Origin of the sequence: Rhodococcus sp. 4CII, assembly GCF_014256275.1 — a bacterium.
GTDB lineage: Bacteria > Actinomycetota > Actinomycetes > Mycobacteriales > Mycobacteriaceae > Rhodococcus_F > Rhodococcus_F wratislaviensis_A.
In genome coordinates this window covers 7,625,969-7,645,285 of sequence record NZ_JACCFE010000002.1, presented here as the reverse complement: position 1 = coordinate 7,645,285, position 19,317 = coordinate 7,625,969, and the positions used below count along the sequence as shown (strand labels likewise).

16 protein-coding genes are annotated in these 19,317 nt (G+C 66.9%); 6 read left to right on the top strand and 10 right to left on the bottom strand.

All coding sequences use genetic code 11. From position 1 onward, the window contains the following. Positions 1 to 76 precede the first annotated feature (76 nt). Together H0B43_RS35855 and H0B43_RS35850 are read right to left on the bottom strand one after the other, a co-directional pair. Positions 77 to 1,939: an acyl-CoA dehydrogenase gene (locus H0B43_RS35855; protein WP_185723670.1), complete on the bottom strand. Its 1,863-nt coding sequence runs from the start codon at positions 1,937 to 1,939 to the stop codon at positions 77 to 79. 113 nt (positions 1,940 to 2,052) lie between these two features. Further along, positions 2,053 to 3,261, bottom strand: coding sequence for an acyl-CoA dehydrogenase family protein (locus H0B43_RS35850; protein ID WP_185723671.1), 1,209 nt, complete (start codon positions 3,259 to 3,261; stop codon positions 2,053 to 2,055). 541 nt (positions 3,262 to 3,802) lie between these two features. Between H0B43_RS35850 and H0B43_RS35845 the strand changes: the two genes are divergently transcribed. Continuing rightward, positions 3,803 to 4,843 carry an LLM class F420-dependent oxidoreductase gene (locus H0B43_RS35845; RefSeq protein WP_185723672.1) on the top strand — a complete coding sequence of 347 codons (1,041 nt, stop codon included), beginning with the start codon at positions 3,803 to 3,805 and terminating at the stop codon, positions 4,841 to 4,843. Positions 4,844 to 4,885: 42 nt separating this feature from the next. After that, on the top strand, positions 4,886 to 6,817 hold the full coding sequence (locus tag H0B43_RS35840) for an NAD(P)/FAD-dependent oxidoreductase (protein ID WP_185723673.1): 1,932 nt from the start codon (positions 4,886 to 4,888) through the stop codon (positions 6,815 to 6,817). A gap of 155 nt (positions 6,818 to 6,972) precedes the next feature. Here the strand turns inward: H0B43_RS35840 and H0B43_RS35835 are convergent, their stop codons facing one another. From H0B43_RS35835 to H0B43_RS35800, 8 genes are all read right to left on the bottom strand, one after another. Continuing rightward, on the bottom strand, positions 6,973 to 7,800 hold the full coding sequence (locus H0B43_RS35835; RefSeq protein WP_185723674.1) for an SDR family NAD(P)-dependent oxidoreductase: 828 nt from the start codon (positions 7,798 to 7,800) through the stop codon (positions 6,973 to 6,975). A 55-nt stretch (positions 7,801 to 7,855) separates the two neighbouring features. Continuing rightward, complete coding sequence (locus tag H0B43_RS42960; protein ID WP_312033609.1) at positions 7,856 to 8,845, bottom strand: PDR/VanB family oxidoreductase; 990 nt, start codon at positions 8,843 to 8,845, stop codon at positions 7,856 to 7,858. A gap of 26 nt (positions 8,846 to 8,871) precedes the next feature. Beyond that, the gene (locus H0B43_RS35825; protein WP_185723675.1) at positions 8,872 to 10,113 is read right to left on the bottom strand and encodes a cytochrome P450; all 1,242 of its coding nucleotides are present in this window, start codon (positions 10,111 to 10,113) and stop codon (positions 8,872 to 8,874) included. Positions 10,114 to 10,512: 399 nt separating this feature from the next. Next, positions 10,513 to 11,286: an SDR family NAD(P)-dependent oxidoreductase gene (locus H0B43_RS35820; RefSeq protein WP_185723676.1), complete on the bottom strand. Its 774-nt coding sequence runs from the start codon at positions 11,284 to 11,286 to the stop codon at positions 10,513 to 10,515. Positions 11,287 to 11,335: 49 nt separating this feature from the next. Further along, on the bottom strand, positions 11,336 to 12,571 hold the full coding sequence (locus tag H0B43_RS35815) for a TetR/AcrR family transcriptional regulator (RefSeq protein WP_185723677.1): 1,236 nt from the start codon (positions 12,569 to 12,571) through the stop codon (positions 11,336 to 11,338). A gap of 84 nt (positions 12,572 to 12,655) precedes the next feature. After that, on the bottom strand, positions 12,656 to 13,030 hold the full coding sequence (locus H0B43_RS35810; RefSeq protein ID WP_185729646.1) for a MaoC/PaaZ C-terminal domain-containing protein: 375 nt from the start codon (positions 13,028 to 13,030) through the stop codon (positions 12,656 to 12,658). A 62-nt stretch (positions 13,031 to 13,092) separates the two neighbouring features. Then, on the bottom strand, positions 13,093 to 13,548 hold the full coding sequence (locus H0B43_RS35805; protein WP_185729647.1) for a MaoC family dehydratase N-terminal domain-containing protein: 456 nt from the start codon (positions 13,546 to 13,548) through the stop codon (positions 13,093 to 13,095). Further along, entirely contained in the window at positions 13,548 to 14,732 is a 1,185-nt protein-coding gene (locus H0B43_RS35800; protein ID WP_185723678.1) for a lipid-transfer protein, read from the bottom strand. Before H0B43_RS35800 ends, H0B43_RS35805 begins: the two co-directional genes overlap by 1 nt. A gap of 239 nt (positions 14,733 to 14,971) precedes the next feature. On the opposite strand from H0B43_RS35800, the gene H0B43_RS35795 reads away from it, so the two are divergent. Genes H0B43_RS35795 through H0B43_RS35780 form a run of 4 tightly spaced genes read left to right on the top strand, consistent with a single transcriptional unit; the run spans position 14,972 to position 19,303 of the window. Continuing rightward, positions 14,972 to 15,796: an SDR family oxidoreductase gene (locus H0B43_RS35795; RefSeq protein WP_185723679.1), complete on the top strand. Its 825-nt coding sequence runs from the start codon at positions 14,972 to 14,974 to the stop codon at positions 15,794 to 15,796. Next, complete coding sequence (locus H0B43_RS35790) at positions 15,793 to 16,662, top strand: enoyl-CoA hydratase-related protein (protein ID WP_312033610.1); 870 nt, start codon at positions 15,793 to 15,795, stop codon at positions 16,660 to 16,662. The genes H0B43_RS35795 and H0B43_RS35790 overlap by 4 nt, the downstream gene beginning before the upstream one ends. 35 nt (positions 16,663 to 16,697) lie before the next feature. Next, complete coding sequence (locus H0B43_RS35785; RefSeq protein ID WP_185723680.1) at positions 16,698 to 17,687, top strand: hypothetical protein; 990 nt, start codon at positions 16,698 to 16,700, stop codon at positions 17,685 to 17,687. A 41-nt stretch (positions 17,688 to 17,728) separates the two neighbouring features. Then, positions 17,729 to 19,303: an AMP-binding protein gene (locus H0B43_RS35780; protein ID WP_185723681.1), complete on the top strand. Its 1,575-nt coding sequence runs from the start codon at positions 17,729 to 17,731 to the stop codon at positions 19,301 to 19,303. Positions 19,304 to 19,317: the final 14 nt, after the last annotated feature.

The window sequence follows — 19,317 nt, the reverse complement described above, 5'->3', positions numbered from 1 at the left end:
TGCCACACCGACGACTGCGCGCCCAATCCGAGAGGGATCGGGCGCGCTGTCGTCGATCGGTGCGGCGGGGACGCCGTCAGAAGGCGTTCTCGTCCAGGCGCATCACTGAATCGTCCACCGCGAAGGCGATTCGGCTCTCCGCCGCGACCAGGGGCAGGACGTTCCGGGCGAAGAACCGCGCTGCAGCCACCTTGCCCTCGTAGAATGCCCTCTCGGCCGCCGAAACGTCCGTGTCGAGCGCGCGCAGGGCGATCGCGGCGCTCCGACCCAGCAGCCACGCGACGATCACGTCGCCGAGCGCGTACAGCAGACGGGTCGCGTTGAGCCCGACCTTGTAGATGCTCGCCACCTCGCCGCCTTCGACGGCCGGGTTCGCCTGCACCAGGTCGGCCCTCATCGTCGCGACGATCGCCTCGACGCAGCCGGCCGCCTCGCGCAGGAGAGCGCGTTCGATCGCCAGGTCCGTGGCGGCCGTCGGATCGTCCACGAACGAAGAGATCTCGCGCACCAGGTGTGTGAAGGCGATCCCGTTGCCCTTGGCGATCTTCCGGAAAAACAGATCCTGCGCCTGAATGGCGGTCGTCCCCTCGTAGACGGTGTCGATCTTGGCATCGCGCACGTACTGTTCGAGCGGATAGTCCTGGAGGTAGCCCGATCCGCCGAAGGTCTGGAGGCATTCGGTTCCCAGCACCGTCCACGAGCGCTCGGAGCCGTAGCCCTTGACCACCGGCAGGAGCAGATCGTTGACTGCCTCGGCCAGCACGGTATCGTCTCCGGCAGCACTCCTGATCGCGATCTCGTCCTGCCAGGAGGCCGCGTAGAGGACAAGGGACCGCATCCCCTCGGCGAACGATTTCTGCGTGAGCAGCGATCTGCGTACGTCCGGGTGGCGGGTGATGGTGACCCTGGGTGCCGCCTTGCCGGAGGAGCGGGTCAGATCGGCACCCTGCACGCGCAGCCTGGCGTAGTCGAGCGCGTTGAGGTAGCCGCTGGACAGCGTCGCGATCGCCTTGGAGCCGACCATCATCCGGGCGTCCTCGATCACGTCGAACATCTGGCCGATGCCGTCGTGGACCTCGCCGAGCAGCCAGCCGCGCGCCGGCGTGTTCTCCCCCAAGGTCATTTCGCAAGTCGCCGAGACCTTCACGCCCATCTTCTTCTCGACGTTGGTGACGTAGACACCGTTGCGCTCACCGGTGAGCTCCCCGGTGTCGAGATCGAAGTGGAACTTGGGGACGAGGAACAGGCTCAGCCCTTTGGTTCCCGGCCCACCCGCCCCCTCGACGCCCACCGGCCGGGCGAGCACGAGATGGACGATGTTGTCCGCCAGATCATGCTCACCTGCGGTGATGAAGCGCTTGACACCCTCGATGTTCCAGGTGCCGTCGTCGTTCGGGATCGCCCTCGTGCGACCTGCTCCGACATCGGAACCTGCGTCCGGCTCGGTGAGCATCATCGTCGCGCCCCACTGCCGGTCCACAGCGATCCGGGCGATCATCCGGTCCCGTTCGGTGCCGTGCTGCCACACGACGCGAGTGGCGGTCGGGAATCCGACGTAGGTCCACAGGGTCGGGTTGGCGCCCAGCACGAACTCGGCCAGGGCCCAGTTCAGCGAACTGGGTGCGAGGGTTCCGCCGAGATCGGGATGCACTCGTAGACGCCACCATTCGGCGTCCATCCAGGTCTTGTACGTCGCCGCATAGGCGGGCGGGACGGTAACGGTATGTGCCACCGGGTCGAAGATGGTCGGGCTGCGGTCGGAGTCCTCGAACGACTGCGCCAGGTCCTCTCGCGCGAGCCGGTCGACCTCGCGAAGTGCGACCCTCGCGGTGTCGACGTCCACATCCTCGAACGGGCCGGTGCCGAGCACGCGATCCCGTTCGAGCAGTTCGAACAAATTGAACTCCACATCGCGGAGGTTGCTCTTGTAATGGCCCATCAGGGATGCCTCTCACGCTCGTCGGACTGCCGAGCGGCAGACCGGTTGAACGTGGTGGTTCGATCGGGGCGCACCGCAACCCCGGTCGAACCGCCACGTCGACGATCACAGGGTCAGGCCCGCGCCGCGGCATGCGTGTAGATGGGGAGAAGAACTTCGGCGGCATCCACGAGCATCTTCGGATCGACAAGCAGATGCTGAGTTGCGACGTGCATGTCCCGCACGTAGCGGCCCAACGTGCTGGTGCGGCCGATGCTCCGGCTCCCGCCCCAGCGATGGGCGAATTCGACGATGTCGGCGGTCACCTCGTGAACCCAGGCCAGCATCTGCTTCACCCGGGCGATGTCCTCGGGAGTCACCGAACGCCCCGCGTTCACGGTGGCCTCGGCCGACTCGGCGATCTCGTGGCAGTAGAGGCGAGCGGCCTGAAGGGAGGCATCCTTGCGGGCGAAGTCGATTCGGAAGATCTCTGCATCGCCGACCGGGATCGTGTAGTTCGGCCGCATCTTGCCGGCGGTCAGCTCCGCGACCAACTCGAGCGCGCGCGTCGCGATGCCGAGCACGATCGGCGCGTGCGGCAATCCGCCCGCGAACTCGTTCGTGAGCTTGTACAGCGTCTCCGAGCGGACCGGGGTGCCACCGAAGGTCGGCGTGGTGAACTCCGCCGGCACGAATTGCTTCGAGATCGTGTAGTCGTGGCTGCCGGTGCCCGCCAGGCCCCAGACGTCCCAGTTGTTCTTGATTTCGACCTCGTCCTTGGGCAGGAGCGCGATACGGGCCTGAGGCTGACCGTCCTCCCCCAGGATCAGGTTTCCGTTCTCGTCGGCGACCAGGAATCCCGCACCGATCCACGTCGCGTGATCCGAACCGCTCGCGAAGGAATAGTCGCCGTCGATGATGTATCCACCGTCGACCTGGACGGCCGGGTAACGCGGCAGGAGCTGGCCGGCGACGATGAATCCGCCGTCGGTGCTCATCAGCTGGGCGACGACATGCGGCTGGAGGTGGCCCAGGACACCGGCGGTGGCCCAGGAGCTGGCCATCCACGCCCACCCGACCGAGGCGTCGCACTTGGCCATTTCCTCGTATACCCGCAGGGCCTCGCTGGGAAGCAGACCACCGCCACCCAGCTCCTCAGGGATCAGCAGCTCATGTAGACCCAGCTCGACGAGCGCGGCGGCGACTGGCTTGGTGATCGTGCGGTCGCGCTCGATCGCTTCTGCCTCCGCCCGGACCAGGTCCGCGATGGAACGGACCCGATCCAGATAATCGGATTCCCTACTGCTGCCGGCAGTCGTCTCACGGGTCAGCATCTCGGTCATGTTCAGAGCCTTTCCAGTAGAAGTGCGTCCGGAGGCAACAACGCCCGACACTCGAGCGCTCCCCCTGCATCCAGCACGGCGCCGACGACTCATCTCCCGGTACGGATTCGGACGATGCGCGGCTTGTGACCAAGCTAACATAGTTACTGCTAATGTCAATGCTAAAGCATGCAGGTCAGGACACATTGCAACCTAGAATCATCTATAACCGTCATTCGCATGATGTCCCGACAGTCTCGTGGACCGACACACCGGCCGATACCGTCGTCGGCGATCCGGGTTCCGGGTTCCGCCATCGAGTCGTCGCCCGCGACGACTCGATGGCGACTCCACCTCAATGCAATGTTCGACCGAATTCACAACTAACACAATTGACCAAAAGCGCTAGTGATTAGCGCTCGACGGTAGATTTTCTGTGTATTTATCATTAACATGACGTCCACGCGCCGGTCCCGGTCGCGACCCACGGCCGATCCGTCGATCGGACCCGAACGCCGTCAATCGCAGCACGGACTGCGACTCCCAGAAGGCAGGCAACCACATGCGTATCGGCACAGTCCTCGACTTCGGCCCTCCATTCGACGAACTGGCCGACCAGACAGTGGACTTCGAGTCTGCAGGCCTGGACTCGGTGACCTTGGGCGAGGCGTACTCCTTCGATGCCGTCAGCCAACTCGGATACCTCGCCGCGCGCACGTCGAGAGTCGAACTCGCCACCGGGATCCTCGCGCTCGACTCCCGCACACCGACCACACTCGCCATGACCGCGGCGGGTCTCGACTACGTGTCGAACGGGCGGTTTCGGCTCGGACTCGGCGCGTCCGGGCCCCAGGTCGTCGAAGGATTCCACGGAGTCCCGTTCGGTCACGCGCTGGGAAAGACCCGGGAGACCATCGAGATTTGCCGCACCGTGTGGCGCCGGGAGCCCCTGCGACACAACGGCCGTCACCATCAGGTGCCCCTGCCGGCCGATCGTGGCACCGGCCTCGGCAAACCGCTGAAGCTGATCAATCATCCCGTCCGTGCGGACATCCCGATCTCGATCGCCGCCCTCGGCGACCGGATGGTCGAACTCGCCGCCGAGACCGCCCAGGGATGGGAACCGATCTTCTTCCATCCGGAGAAGATGGACGAGGTGTGGGGCGAGGCGCTGCGGCGAGGCGCCGCCAAACGTCCCGAGCATCTGGGCAATCTCGACATCATCGTCCGGGTGCGGTTCGCCGTCACCGAGGACCCCGCGCCCTGGCTGGACCGGGCACGTCCGCAACTCGCCCTCTACGTCGGCGGAATGGGTTCACGGGAACGCAACTTCTACAACGATCTGGCCTGCCGCTACGGATTCGCCGATCAGGCGCGGCGCATCCAGGACCTGTTCCTGTCCGGACAGCATGCCCGAGCGGCGGCCGCGGTGCCGGACGAACTCGTCCGCGCCACAACGCTGATCGGTCCGGTCTCCTACATCGCGGAGCGTCTCTCCCTCCTACGCGAGGTCGGCGTCGGACTGCTCAACGTCGCTCCCCTGGCCGGCACCCACGCCGAACGGCTCGCGGCCTTCGAAACCCTTCGATCGCTGCTCGATTGACCCACGACCGACCCACGACCCGAACTCTGAGAAGGAGACACCATGAGTCAGACCGTCTCGCCGGATCCGAATCTCGACCGGGACACGCTGTATGCCGCCGTCACCGCCGGCAACATTCCCTGCCTCCTCCCGGTCCTGTACCAGCTGACCGGCGAGGAGAAGTGGCTGGCACCGCCATACGTCCCGAGTCCGACGAAGGGCTTCGAGGAGCTCGACGACGGCGGACTCACTCCGCAGATCCAGGCCGAGATCCATGCCGCCGCCACCGACGCCATCCTGGACTGGTCCCAGGGCAAGCCGATCGCCCGCCCCGAGCCGACCGGCGAGCTGGCCCGTCTGATGAGTGCGGTGATGGGCGAGCCGATCGACGAGGCGTACGCCCCGATGATCGCAGAGCAGTTGGGGTTCACCCCCTACGTGCCGACGAACGTCGACGCGCTCGTCGAGTCGACCCGGTCCGATCTCGGCGTCATCGTCGTCGGTGCCGGTATCTCCGGCCTGACCTGTGCGATCAACCTGGGCAAGGCCGGGATTCCCTACACGGTCCTCGAGCGCAACGACCACGTCGGCGGCACCTGGTGGGAGAACCGCTACCCCGGCGCCCGGGTCGACATCCCGAGCGATCTGTACTCGTTCTCCTTCCACCCGAGGAACTGGTCCGAGTACTTCGCCCGGCGGAACGAGATCTTCGACTACCTCGAGGAGGTCGCGCGCGAGTACGACCTCCACGACAACATCCGGCTGCGCCATTCGGTCGAGGGCGCCGAATGGGATGAGACGAACGGGCAGTGGGTCGTCACCGTGACCGGGCCCGACGGACGGCGGCAGGAGATGCGCGCCACCGCGCTGGTGACGGCAGCCGGACTGCACAGCACCCCGAACGTTCCCGAGTTCCCCGGTCGCGAGAGCTTCCGAGGTGAGATCGTGCATTCTGCGCAGTGGCCGCAGGACATCGATCTCACCGGAAAGCGTGTCGCGGTGGTCGGCAATGGCGCCAGCGCGATGCAGCTCGTCGTGGCGATTGCCGACCAGGTCGAGAGCATGGTCGTGCTGCAACGCCAGCCGCAGTGGATCGCTCCCAACGAGCACTACTTTCAGTCCTCGGATCCGATGAAACACTGGCTGTACGACCATGTTCCGTTCTATCGCGAGTGGTACCGGTTCCGTCTCTACTGGCTGTACACCGAACGCACCTTCGCTGCGCTCCCTGTCGATCCGAAGCGTGAGGAGAAGGGCAAGCAGGTCAGCTCGCTCAACGACGCCTACCGCGCGTACTTCACTGCCTACCTCGAACAGCAGATCGGCGGCGATGAGGACCTGATCCGCAAGACCCTGCCCGACCGCCCCCCGTTCGGTAAGCGTCTGCTCATCGACAACGGGTGGTTCACCACGCTGAAAAAGCCTCACGTCGAGCTGCTCACGCAGCGGGTCGAGGCCCTCACCGACAATGGGATCGTCACCAGCGAGGGCGAGTCGAGGGACGTTGACGTGCTGATCCTCTGCACCGGGTTCCAGCAGCAGCGGTACCTCTACCCGATGGACATCCGCGGCCGTGACGGCGTCGAGCTCCGCGAGTCGTGGGAGGACGACAACGGTCGTGCCTACCTCGGCATCACCACCCCGGGATTCCCGAATCTGTTCTTCCTCTACGGACCGAACACGAACCCCCCGGGCGGCAGCTTCATCACCATCGCCGAGGCACAGGTTCGGTACGTCGTCGATTTGCTCGCCCAAATGGTCACCGACGACCTGGCGACCGTCGAGTGCCGTCCTGAGCCGTACCGGCAGTACAACGACGAGCTCGACGAGGCGAACTCGCGGATGGTGTACGCCATGGACGGGGTGGACAGCTACTACCGCAACTCCACCGGACGTGTGGTGACCAACTCCCCCTGGCCGGTGCCCGAGTACTGGGCCCGGACCCACCGTCCCGATCCGGCCGACTTCACCGTCACCGTGCGCGGTACCCACTGACGGCGGACCGAGACCTCCGGCCGGGATGTACTCCACATCCCGGCCGGAGGTCTTTGCGCGTCCCGCCCCGATGAATGCGCGGATCCGCGCACAGCGAAATGCCGGGTGGGTGATCGATCCGATCACCCACCCGGCATGACCTGCCGGCTGCCTCGTTACTGCTCGGACGCGGTGGTCATGCCCATCATGACCATGTCCGGCACGAACGGCTGGTGGGCCAGCAGGCCGCCGTCGACGCGGACCACCTCGCCGTTGATGCCCTTGGCGTCGTCCGAGGCCAGGAAGAGGTAGACCTTGCCGAGTTCGGTGGGACCGTTGAGATCCGGGCTCATCGTGTGAGCGCGGTAGACGTCCTTGATCGCCTCGGGCAGGGCCTGGGCCGGCGGGGTCGTCGTGGTGCCGGGGCAGATCGCGTTGGCACGCACACCCTCCTTGCCGTACTGGGTGGCGGTGTACTTCGTCAACGCCAGGAGTGCGGCCTTGGCGGCACCGTACCCGGTGAGACTGCTGTCGCCGGCGAACGCATGGGTGGACGCGGTGTTCACGATCGCACCGCCGCCCTCACGCAGATGTGGCAGTGCGTGCTTGGTCAGCAGCATCGCGGCCCGGACGTTGGTGGCCATCACGTTGTCCCACGTCTCGATCCCCATGGTCGCGACGTCGCCGTCGTCGATCGGGAAGATGCCCGCATTGTTGATCACGATGTCGGGCCGGCCGAAGTACTCGAGGGTGCGCGCGACGAGCTGTTCGATCTCGCTCTCGTTGCGCAGATCGAGCCCGAAGGCCAGTGCGGTCTTCTCGCCGTGCCGCTCGTTGAGGATCGCGGCCAGCCGCTCCGCGCCCTCGACGTTGATGTCGGCGAGGACCACCCCCGCGCCCTCCGCGGCCAGTTCGGTGGCGGCGGCACCGCCGATGTTCAGACCGCCCGGCTCGACCGAGGTCGCTCCGGTGACGATCGCGATCCTGCCTTCTACACGACCCATTGCTCTCTCCTTTTCACGAATTATTCTGTCGTATAACATATCTGATGTTCTCGGATCACAGGTCCAGCACGAGGCGGTCGCCTCGGCACCGGGAGACGCAGATCAGGATGTACTCCCCCGCGGCTCGCTCCTCCGGGGTGAGGATCTCGTCGCGGTGGTCCGGTTCTCCCTCCAGGAGGGCCTGTTCGCAGGTGCCGCACATGCCCTGCCGGCAGGAGGACGGCACGTCGATCCCGTTCGATTCCAGGGTGTGCAGGATGCTCTCACCCGGCGGCACCTCGAACGAGCGGTCCTGCTTGGCCAGCACGACCTCGAACGGCCGGTCCCGGTGCGTGTCGGCTCCGGCCCGGGGGATGAACCGTTCGACGTGCAGCGAACCGGCCGCGCGGTCCGCGCAGGCCTGCTCGATCACCTCGAGCAGGGGCGCCGGTCCGCAGCAGTAGACGGCGGTCGCCTGGTCCACACCGGCGAGCAGTCCCGCAAGGTCGAGCCGACCGCACTCGTCCTCGGGAAGCACCGACACGCGGTCCCCGTACGCGGCGAGTTCGTCGCGGAAGGCCATCGTGGCCGCGGACCGCCCACCGTACGCGAGTGACCAGTCAGCCCCGGACGACTCCGCGGCGGCGACCATCGGCAGTATGGGGGTGATCCCGATCCCGCCCGCGACGAACAGATAGCTCTCCGCGTCGATGAGCCGAAAGTTGTTCCGCGGAGCACTCACCCGCACCAGGGACCCGCTGTGCAGCGCTCGGTGGACGTACTCGGAACCACCCCGACCGCTGCCGTCAGGCTCACGGAGCACCGCAATCCGCCAGGTCTGCCGGTCCTCGGGGCGGCCGCACAGCGAGTATTGGCGCACCGTGCCGTTGGCGAGGAAGAGGTCGATGTGGGCGCCCGGGGTCCACGGCGGCAGGTCCGCGCCGTCGGGCCGGCGCAGCACGAGCTGTTTGACGCAGGTCGAGACCGACGCGGTGCTCTCGACGAGGGCGTCGAATTCCACTGCGGCCGTGCGCTTCTCACACGCATCGAGGGTGGCTCTGGTCACGGTCTCGGCTCCTTCCGTGCGGTCCGCTACCCGCGGTCCCAGGTGAGCGGGAGCTCGTGCAGCCCGAAGATCCGCGCCTCGGTCTTGACCCGGACCTCCTCCGACGGCACCGCCAGGCGCAGCGACGGAAGGCGCTCGAGGAGGGCGGAGATGACCACCTGAAGTTCCAGCCGGGCCAGCGGCGCACCCAGGCAGGTGTGGATGCCGTGCCCGAAGGTGAGGTGCCGGCTGGCGTCCCGGTGGATGTCGAGGCGGTCGGGCTCGTCGAAGACCTCGGGGTCGCGGTTGCCGGCCTGGGTGGAGAGCAGCACCAGTTCGCCCTTCGCGATCGTCTGGCCGTCGACCTCGATGTCCTCGGTGACCGACCGCGGCAGGTCGCCGATGATGTCGAGATAGCGCAACAGTTCCTCGACGGCCTGCGGCATCAGCTCGGGCTCGGCACGCAGCTGCTCGAGCTGGTCGGGATGTTCGAGGAGCGCATACACGGCCAGCCCGATCATGTTTCCGGTGGTCTCGTGTCCGGCCATCAACAGCAAGGTCGACATGCCCGCGACATCGACCACCGAGACCGCCCCGGACTCGATGTGCTGGATCAACAGGCTGATCAGGTCATCGCCGGGGGTGACCTGTTTGATCGCCACGAGTTCGGCCAGGTAGGTCATCACGGCCCCGATCGCCGCGGCGATGTCCTCCGGTGTGCTGTCCGCCGCCAGCACGGCGCGGGTCCGTTCCTGGAAGAAGTCGTGCTTGTCGTAGGGGACGCCGAGCAGTTCGCAGATGACCAGCGAGGGCAGCGGCAGCGCCAGTGCGTCCACCAGGTCCACCGGGCCGTCCGATTCGAGCATCCGGTCGATCAGCTCGCCGGCGATCCGCTCGACCGTCGGTCGCATCGCTGCCATTCGCCGCGGGGTGAATTCGCGCGCCAGGATGCGCCGCAGATCGTCGTGCCCGGGGGGATCCATCGCGACGAAGAAGCCCGGCACGGCCTGGTCGCCGGCGTCGCCACGCGAGGAGTCGTCGATGCCGCGGACGCTGGTGTGCGGGTCGGCCAGTACCGACCGCACATCCTTGTATCCGGTGACCAGCCACCCGGATGTGCCCGTCCCCTTGAAGCTCAGCTTCTGTGGCTTCTCACCCGAACGGGACTCGAGCTGCTCGGAGAGACCGAACGGGCAGGTGCGCGGGAACGGAAAGGCCGGCTCGGCGGCCGCGGCGGCCTGGCCGTCGGCGGCGTTCGCTGCGACCTCTGCGGTCTTCTGGGGGGTCATGGGTGCTCCTTCGGGTGCGGGAAAGGATCTCGACGTCGTCCGGGGGGCTCGGCATGACGGCGAGCCGCGCAATACTCACGATTTCGGGACGGTTCGGCTGGAACGCTACCCCGTCGGGTGTGACGGACGGCACAGTCAAAGTGAACGATGATATCGTGGCATGTCGACCCGATCCCGTCAATGTCCGAGAACTTGAACGGCCCGGCTCACCGCGACGCGCCCACCCATGTCGGATATGCGATGGTCACCGACTTTCCTTGATAGACAGCGAATGCAGAAGGAAGATTCGGATCGGGCGTCTACGGCGGGAACACGCAATCGGGCACCATCCGAGCGGGAAATCCGCCACGTAATGGTGCCCGATTGTTAGCGTTCACTCTGATATGACCCTTGTCTGGGTCAGCTCGCGGATCGGGTGAAGTGCCGCAACAGGTCCGGATACCTCACCAGGTGCGCCCCGCCGTTCAGGTCAAGGTTCTCACCGGTCAGCCAGGCCGCTCGGGCCATGTAGACGGCGGCATCGGCGACCTCCTCGGGCGTTCCCGCGCGTCCCAGAGGCGTGTTCGCAAGGTAGTCGTCCTTGAGTCCGGGAATCTGCATCGACGGGCTGGTGAGCGGAGTCATCACGATCCCCGGCGCGATCGCGTTGACACGAATCCCCTTGGGCGCCAGTTCGAGTGCGGCAACCTGAGTGAGCATCGCCAGCCCCGCTTTCGCCGAGCAGTAGGCGCCCATGCCGGTGCCGGGCTGGCGGGCGTTGAGCGAGGACAGGGAGATGATCACGCCGCCCTCCTCCATCACCCGGCCGGCGTGTTTGACGACCAGGAAGGCGCCGGTCAGGCAGACGTCGACGACGCGGCGGAACTTCTCCACGGGCAGGTCGGTGACCCCGCCTGCGGCGCTGACACCAGCACTGTTGACCGCGACGTCGACGCGGCCGTGGGCGGACCTGACCGATTCGAACAGGGCGTGGACCGAGTCCTCGTCGGTCACCTCCACTTGAGCGGCCCGGTGGCCGGGGCCCAGTTTTGCGGTGAGGGACTGCGCCAGGTCGAGATTGCGGTCGGCGACGGTGACCGTCGCACCGTCTGCGGCGAACGCCCGGGCGATGGCGGCGCCGATTCCGGAAGCTCCTCCTACGACCACCGCACTTCGGGTAGCTGTTTCGGACATGTGTGGTTCACCCTTCTGGAGGGGTTGTCGGTGTTGTTCTGTGCGATGTTCACTGCGGCACCAGGCCCGTGGGCAATACCATGGCGCGCGCGAGAATCGCGAGGTCCTCCGCGATCCCGGGGCGTTCCCGGAGCCGGGATTCTTGCGACACGTCGGTGATGACGCCGATCGCCGACTGCGCGAGGGCGCGGGCGTCGGCCGCGGACAGGTCGCCGTCGAGGGCGCAGATGGCGTCGACCCACTCGGCGACGTACTCGCGCTGGGTTTCCCGGAGGGCCGCCTGTTCGTCGTCGGGCAGGTAGAGCAGGTCGGTGGCGAGTATGTGCATGATCCGCCCGTGCACCCCCAACGCCTGCCGGATGTACGTTCGGATCAGCGCGTCGAGCGCCTGGTGTGGGTTGTCGGCGGTGGCGAGCGCATCTGCGGTCACGTACAGCAGGCCCTCCGCGCCACGTTCCAGGATCGCACGCAGCACCTCGGTCTTGCCGCTCACGTGCTGGTACAGCGTGGCCACGGACATCTCGGATGCCTTGGCGATGTCGTCGATACGAACGTCGTAGAAGCCGCGCGCGTCGAACAGCCCCGCCGACGCCTCCAGGATCCGTTCCCGTCGGCCCGCCGGGCGCCGGTGGACGGTGTGCGGCGCCGTCACTGCCTCCGGACCGTGGTCCGGGAGCTTGCTGCCGATGATCGCCGCGGCGACGGCCGACTGGATGTCGATCAGGCGATCGGAGGGCAGGGTGCCGCGGATGTCGGGGGTGTTCGAGTACATTGCGAGGACGGCGAACCCGAGCAGTTCCGCGGTGCGTTCGTCGACCTTGGGTTGCGCGGCCATGACCTTCGCCGCGATGCGATCGCGATTGGTGGCGAAGTCCGCCAGGAACTCGTCACGTTCCGCGGGCTCGAGATGCCGTTGCTCACGTCGCCACAGCGTCGCTTCGTCGCCGTTTGCCGTCAGGTCGCCGAGGCCGGCGAGGAACAGATCGAGCTGCTCCTGCGCCGTCACGCCCTCGTCGGCCCGGGCGGCAAGCTCGTCGACGAGCCGGACCTGACTCATCAGGGCCTGCACGAGGATGTCGTGCTTGCCCTTGAAGTGCCGGTAGACGGCAGGCCCGGTCAGCCCGACCGCGGCGCCGATCTGATCGATGCTGACGTTCTGGTAACCCAGGTCCTGGAACAGACGGGCGGCCGCCCGGGCGATCTGCTCGGTCCGCCGTCCACCCTTCACGGACGACCGAGTGCCGCCGGTGCCCGCGTCGGACCGCGTCGCTGTCGCTCGTGGCATCTCAGTACTTCCCCATCGTCTCGGTCACCGAACACGTCTCGATCATGGGAACAAGTTTCGCATCCCGGACACGATCGACGATCCCTACCACGCCACCACGGCGGCGCCGAGCAGGGTGCGGGTGCCGTCGGCGAGCACCGCCGACAGGTCCAGATTCGCGCGCTGTTCGCCGTCGACCGTGACAATCTCCCTGATCTGCGCGTTCAGCACCGGCTCTGCGAGAACCGGAGTGATCGCGGTGAATCGGGTGGACAGCTCCAGGATGCGGCCCTGAGGGATCCAGTCGGTGAGCAGCCGCCCGAGATAGGCCATCAACAGCATGCCGTGGGCGAATACGTCGTCGACGCCGGACGCCCGCGCCGAGTCGATGTCGATGTGGATCGGATTGTGATCGCCGGACGCACCCGCGAACAGGGCCAGGGTTGCGCGGCTGATCCGGCCGGGCCGCAGCTCGGGCACGGACTCGGTGACGACAGCGGAGCCTGTGGCGACGGCGGATTCGGTGGCAACAGGGGGTGGTTTCACGAATTGCTCCCGGGGTTTTTGATGACGCTGACACTCTCGAGCTCGGCCACGACGGTGCCGCCTCGGGTCACGGTGGTGCGACGCACCAGGAAGTCGAGTGTGCCCGAGGCCTTGGAGTACGCGTCGACGTAGGTGGATTCGAACTGCAGCCGGTCCCCGGCGTGGACGTCGGCGAAGTACCGGAATCGCTGCTCGCCGTGCAGGACGTTCCCGAGATCGACCCCGTGGGCGGCGAGGTCGCCGAAGACGTCGGAGTTCTCGAGTTCGAGACCGAAGAGGAAGGTGGGCGGCGCGAGCACATCAGGGTGGCCCGCCGCGAGCGCGGCGTCCCGGTCGCGGTAGACCTGGTTCTTCTCCCCGATCGCGACCGCGAACTGATGGATCCGCCCCCGCTCGACGTCGAGGGACAGGATCGGCGGGGTGACGTCGAGGATCGCGTGGTCGAGAGCCATCATCCCACCTTCTCGTAGAGTGACACGACGCAGGCGCCGCCGAGTCCGAGGTTGTGCTGCAATGCGATTCGCGCGCCGTCGACCTGCCGGTCGCCCGCCTGCCCGCGCAGCTGCCACACCAGTTCCGCGCATTGCGCGAGTCCGGTCGCCCCCAGCGGGTGCCCCTTGGACAGCAGCCCGCCGGATGGGTTGGTCACCACACGGCCGCCGTAGGTGTTGTCGCCGTCGAGGACGAATTTCTCTGCTGTTCCTTCCGGGGTGAGCCCGAGGCCCTCGTAGGTGATCACCTCGTTGGTGCTGAAGCAGTCGTGCAGTTCGACGAGCGGGATGTCGAGCGGGTCGACACCGGACTGCTCGTACACCTCGGCGGCCGCCTTCGCGGTCATGTCGTAGCCGACAACCTTCATCATGTCGGTCGTGTCGAAGGTTCCGGCGACGTCGGTGACCAGCGACTGGGCACGCAGGCGCACGCTCGCGTCCAGACCGCGGCTGCGTGCGAACTCATCGCTACACACGACCGCGGCCGCGGCTCCGTTGGTCGGCGGGCAGCACATCAGCCGGGTCAGCGGACCCCAGACCGGCGCGGCGGTCATCACGGTCTCGAGATCGATCGGATCCCGAAAGACGGCGAGGGGGTTGCGTCCGGCGTGGGTCCGGGCCTTCACCGAGACCCGGCCGAACAATTCGGGGGTGACGCCGTAGCGCTCCATGTACGTCACGCCCGCACCGCCGAACAGCTTGGCTGCCATGGGGCCCGGGACGTCCCCACCGCGCCGCGCGGTGGCCACCTGCTCGCCGCGCGCGGTCGGGCTGGGGCGGTCGCCGTAGGCGTTGACGAGCGCGCCGGGCTGCATCTGTTCGAAGCCGAGTGCGAGAACGCAGTCCGCGGCTCCCGAGGCGACCGCCTGGCGTGCGAGCCACAGCGCGCTCGAGCCCGTCGAGCAGTTGTTGTTGACGTTCACGACGGGGATTCCGGTCATCCCGATGCCGTAGAGAGCGTTCTGTCCGGAGGTGGAGTCGCCGTAGACGTATCCGACGAAAGCTTGCTGGACGTCACGGTATTCGAGTCCGGCATCCTGGAGGGCGGCGGCCGCGGCCCCGGCGCCCATCCGGTCGTAGGTCTCGCTCTTTCCCGGTTTCGCGAAGGGCACCATTCCGATGCCACTGACGCAGACGTTGGTCATAGGCCTGTCCTTTGCTCGATGCGGTCCGTGGGACCAAACCTCTTCCGACTATACATATTCACTACTAACATTTGTCGAATCATTCCTGCAAAAACTGATGATTGACGGCGCCAGGTGCTGAAGTTAATATTCACCCCAGTGATTGGGGTCACAATCGGTTGTCCACCCACTCCGACGCCGGCACCTGCGGCGTCCAACGCATTCGTCCCGTTCGACGCGACACACACAGGAGGCAGCACGTGAGCGTGCAGAAACTGCAGGACAAGATCGCACTGGTCTCGGGCTCCGGCCGCGGCATCGGCCGCGCGGTTGCCGTGAAGCTGGCGTCCGAGGGCGCCAAGGTCGTCGTCAACGACCTCGATCCCGAACCCGCGAAGGAGGTCGTCGCGGAGATCGAGGCGCTCGGTGGCCAGGCCGTCGCCTGCGTCGGCAGCGTCACCGACCCCGATTTCGCCGATCGCTTCGTCGCGACCGCCGTCGACAACTTCGGCGGCATCGACATCATCGTCAACAATGCCGGCTACACCTGGGACAACGTGATCCAGAAGATGAACGACCAGCAGTGGGCGGACATCATCGACGTCCACCTCACTGCTCCGTTCCGAATCCTGCGGGCTGCTCAGCCGGTGATCAGCGCGGCGGTCAAGCGCGAGCGGGAGGCCGGCTTCGTGCCCTGCCGCAAGGTCGTCAACATCTCGTCCACCTCCGGCCTGCAGGGCAACCCCGGCCAGGCGAACTACTCCTCTGCCAAGGCTGGCTTGGTGGGTCTGACCAAGACGATCGCCAAGGAGTGGGGCCGCTACAACGTCACCTCGAACGCAGTCGCCTACGGCGTGATCAACACTCGGCTCACCTCGGTCACCACCGAGGAGAAGACCATCGACGTCGACGGCCGCTCCATCAAGGTCGGCGTCAACCCGGCGGTGATGGACGCCGCCACCAAGCAGATCGCCCTCGGCCGCGCGGGTTCCGTCGAGGAAGCCGCGGGCGCCGTCTACCTGCTGTGCAGCCCCGAGTCGAGCTACATCACCGGCGAGGTGCTCGTCTGCGGCGGCGGACTGTGACGGACACCGTCGCCCCCGGCGCGCACGCCGAGGTCACCTACGAGGACGTGCGCTACGACGCCGCCGACGGCATCGCGGTGATCACCCTCGACGCGCCCGAGCGCCGAAACGCCATGCGGGTGCAGATGCTCGTCAGTGTTCTGCGGGCGCTCGACCTCGCCGATCGTGATCCGCAGGTGCGCGCGGTGATCGTCACCGGCGCCGGTGAGGCGTTCTCCCTGGGCGCTGCACTCGACGGTCCGGAGACGTTGAGCCGGGCGCTCGTCGAGGACATCGAGGGACACACGCCGACCGGATACCGCGAGCCGGCTGGACGGATCAGCGAGCGACTGTTCGCCATGCAGAAGCCGGTGATCGCCGCGCTCAACGGGCACGCGGTCGGCGGCGGGGTGACCATCGCCGCCGCGATGGACATCCGGATCGCCAGCGAGAAGGCCCGATTCGGCTTCGTGTTCAATCGCCGCGGCGTGGTGCCGGAGGGGGCCTCCTCGTGGTTCCTGCCCCGCCTGGTCGGGATCGGCCGCGCCACCGACTGGATCCTCTCCGGGCGTGTCTTCGACGCCGCCGAGGCATACGCCGCCGGGTTCCTGACGCAAGTGGTACCCGCCGACCAGGTGATGGCAGCCGCCCGAACGTACGCCGAGCAGTTCGTCCGCGACACCTCACCGACCTCGGTGGCGCTCTCCAAGCGCCTCCTCGCCGCAAGTTGGGCGCAGCCGCACCCCCGCGGCGCCGCCGCCGAGGAATCCCGCGCCTATGCGTCGCGGGTCGACTCCCTGGACGCCCGGGAAGGGGTGCTCTCGTTTCTCGAGCACCGACAGGCGCTCTTCCTCCCGCTCGACCCCGTACCGGCCGAGAGATTCTGACGCCCAACCCATTCGACGATCCATCGAGGAGAACCATGACGAGCGAACCGTTCACCGCCTGCAAGTACGGAGCGGATGCGGAGGGCACCCACGGCTTCACGGGAGTCGAGAACTTCAACGAGAGCGTCTACTTCAACTTCGTCGACCCGATCACCCAACTCGGCGGCCTGGTCCGCATCGGCAACCGGCCGAACCTCGGTTACAGCGAGACGTCCGTCCAACTCACCCTTCCGGGTGGCGCGATCGCCTTCCGCGCGGGGCGCACGACCTGCACCACCAACGACGAGTTCGCCGGCCAGGGGCTCGAGATCGCGTTCAAGGAGCCCACACGCACCGCGGAGATCACCTACCGCAACACCGTGGCCCGCGTGTCCCATCCGTCGTTGATGGCCGAGAACGGCCGCATCGCATTGAAGAACGCGCCGTCCGAGGAGTGCGAGATCTCCCTGACCTACGAGGCCACCTCGCCGATGTTTGTCATCAACGACGACGGCGACGGCGACTGCACCCCGGGCAGTTCAGTGTTCGCCACCGACCACTACGAGCAGTTCGGCCACCTCTCGGGCACCATCCGAGTCGGTCGCCGGACGTGGGTGCTCGACAAGGTGACCTCGTTCCGCGACCACTCGTGGGGACCGCGTGAATGGGCCTCCTACACCGGCGAATGGGTCGCCGGCTGGCTCGCCGACGGTACCGCTTTCAGCGCCTACGGCGAGTACGAACCGTCCGGTATCCGAGTCAGCGCCGGTGCCGTCGTCACCACCGACCACGTCGTGCACCCGATCACCGACTACCTCGTCCACACCGACTACGCCGGTGAATCCACCTATCGGGGGCGCCACGTCGGCGTCATCACCGCCGAGGGCCTGCCGACGATCGTCGTCGACGGCAGCATCCGCCACTTCGTCCCGGTCACCCAGCGCACCCAGGAACGGGCCGTCCGGATGGCCCAGATGACGGTCGACCTAGCACAGGGTCACGGCGGCTGGGCGGTGGCGGAGTTCCTTCGCCCCATCCGGGCCTGACCGGCAACCATCACCGAACCGACCCCTCACAGGAGCGCAGCATGTACCCCGGTCGCCATGTCTTCGACCACCCTGATCGCCCCGCAGTGGTGATGCACCCCAGCGGGATCACTGTGACCTACGCAGAACTCGATGCCCGCGCCAACCGGCTGGCAGCCCTCTTCCGGTCCGACGGACTCGTTCCCGGCGACCACATCGCGCTGCTGATGGAGAACCACCTCGAGATGATCGTGGCGATGTCGGCGGCCGAACGCTCGGGCTTGTTCTACACCCCGGTCAACTCGTTCCTGTCGGCAGCCGAAGCCGCGTACATCATCGACGACTCCCGGTCACGCCTGGTGATCACCACCACGACCAAGGCCGAGGCGGCACGGGAACTCCCCGGCTTGTGCCCGCGGGTGAGCCGTTGGCTCATGGTCGATGCCGAGCCCGGATCACCGGCCCTGACCGGCCCGTTCGAGTCGTACTCGCATGCCGTGGCCGGCTACCCGACCACCCCCGGCGAGAACGAGCGCCTGGGCACGCCGATGTTCTACTCCTCCGGAACCACCGGCCGCCCCAAGGCGATCAAGCGCCTGCTGCCGGACGCCCACCCGGGCGAGATCCTCGCGATCGAAGACTTCGGACGCAAGCTCTTCCACCTACGCGAGGGCATGCGATTCCTCTCCCCCGCCCCGCTGTACCACTCGGGACCGCAGTCGACAGTCGCGATCAGCCTGCGGCTCGGCGCGACGGTGGTCGTGATGGAGCGCTTCGACGCCGAGCAGTACCTCGACCTGGTCGAGAAGCATCACATCACCCACTCCATGGTGGTGCCGACGATGTTCTCCCGGATGCTCAAACTGCCCGCCGAGAAGCGCAATCAGGACCTGTCCTCGCTCGAGGTCGTGGTGCACGGCGCCGCCCCCTGTCCGGTCGCGGTCAAGGAGGCCATGATCGACTGGTGGGGTCCGGTGATCTACGAGTACTACGGCGGCACCGAAGCCAACGGCATGTGCGGGGCCACCCCGGAAGAGTGGCTCGCGCACAAGGGCACCGTCGGCCGGCCATTCATGGGTGAACCGGTGATCCTGGACGACGACGGCAACGAGTGCCCACCCGGCGTCGCCGGAAACATCTGGTTCCGCGGCGAGGGAAGCGGATTCGAGTACTTCAACGATCCCGGCAAGACCGCCGACGCCAAGGACGACACCGGCACGATGTCGAAGATCGGCGACATCGGCTACCTGGACGAGGACGGATTCCTCTACCTCACCGACCGCCAGGCCTTCGTGATCATCTCGGGTGGGGTGAACATCTACCCCCAGGAAATCGAAAACCTGCTCGTCACCCACCCGAAGGTATTGGACGCCGCCGTCTTCGGCGTCCCCGACGAGGACTTCGGCGAAGCCGTCAAGGCCGTGATCCAGGCGGCCGACCCCGCAGCGACGGACCCGAGCCTGGCCGCCGAGCTCGACGAGTTCTGCCGCGCACACCTCGCAAAGTTCAAATGCCCCAAGTCCTTCGACTTCATCGACGACATGCCACGGTTGCCCACCGGAAAGCTCTACAAGAAGTCGTTGCGCGATGCCTACTGGGCCGGCGCAGACACCGCAGCCGCCCGCGCCTCGGTCTGATCGCGCCGGCCCCG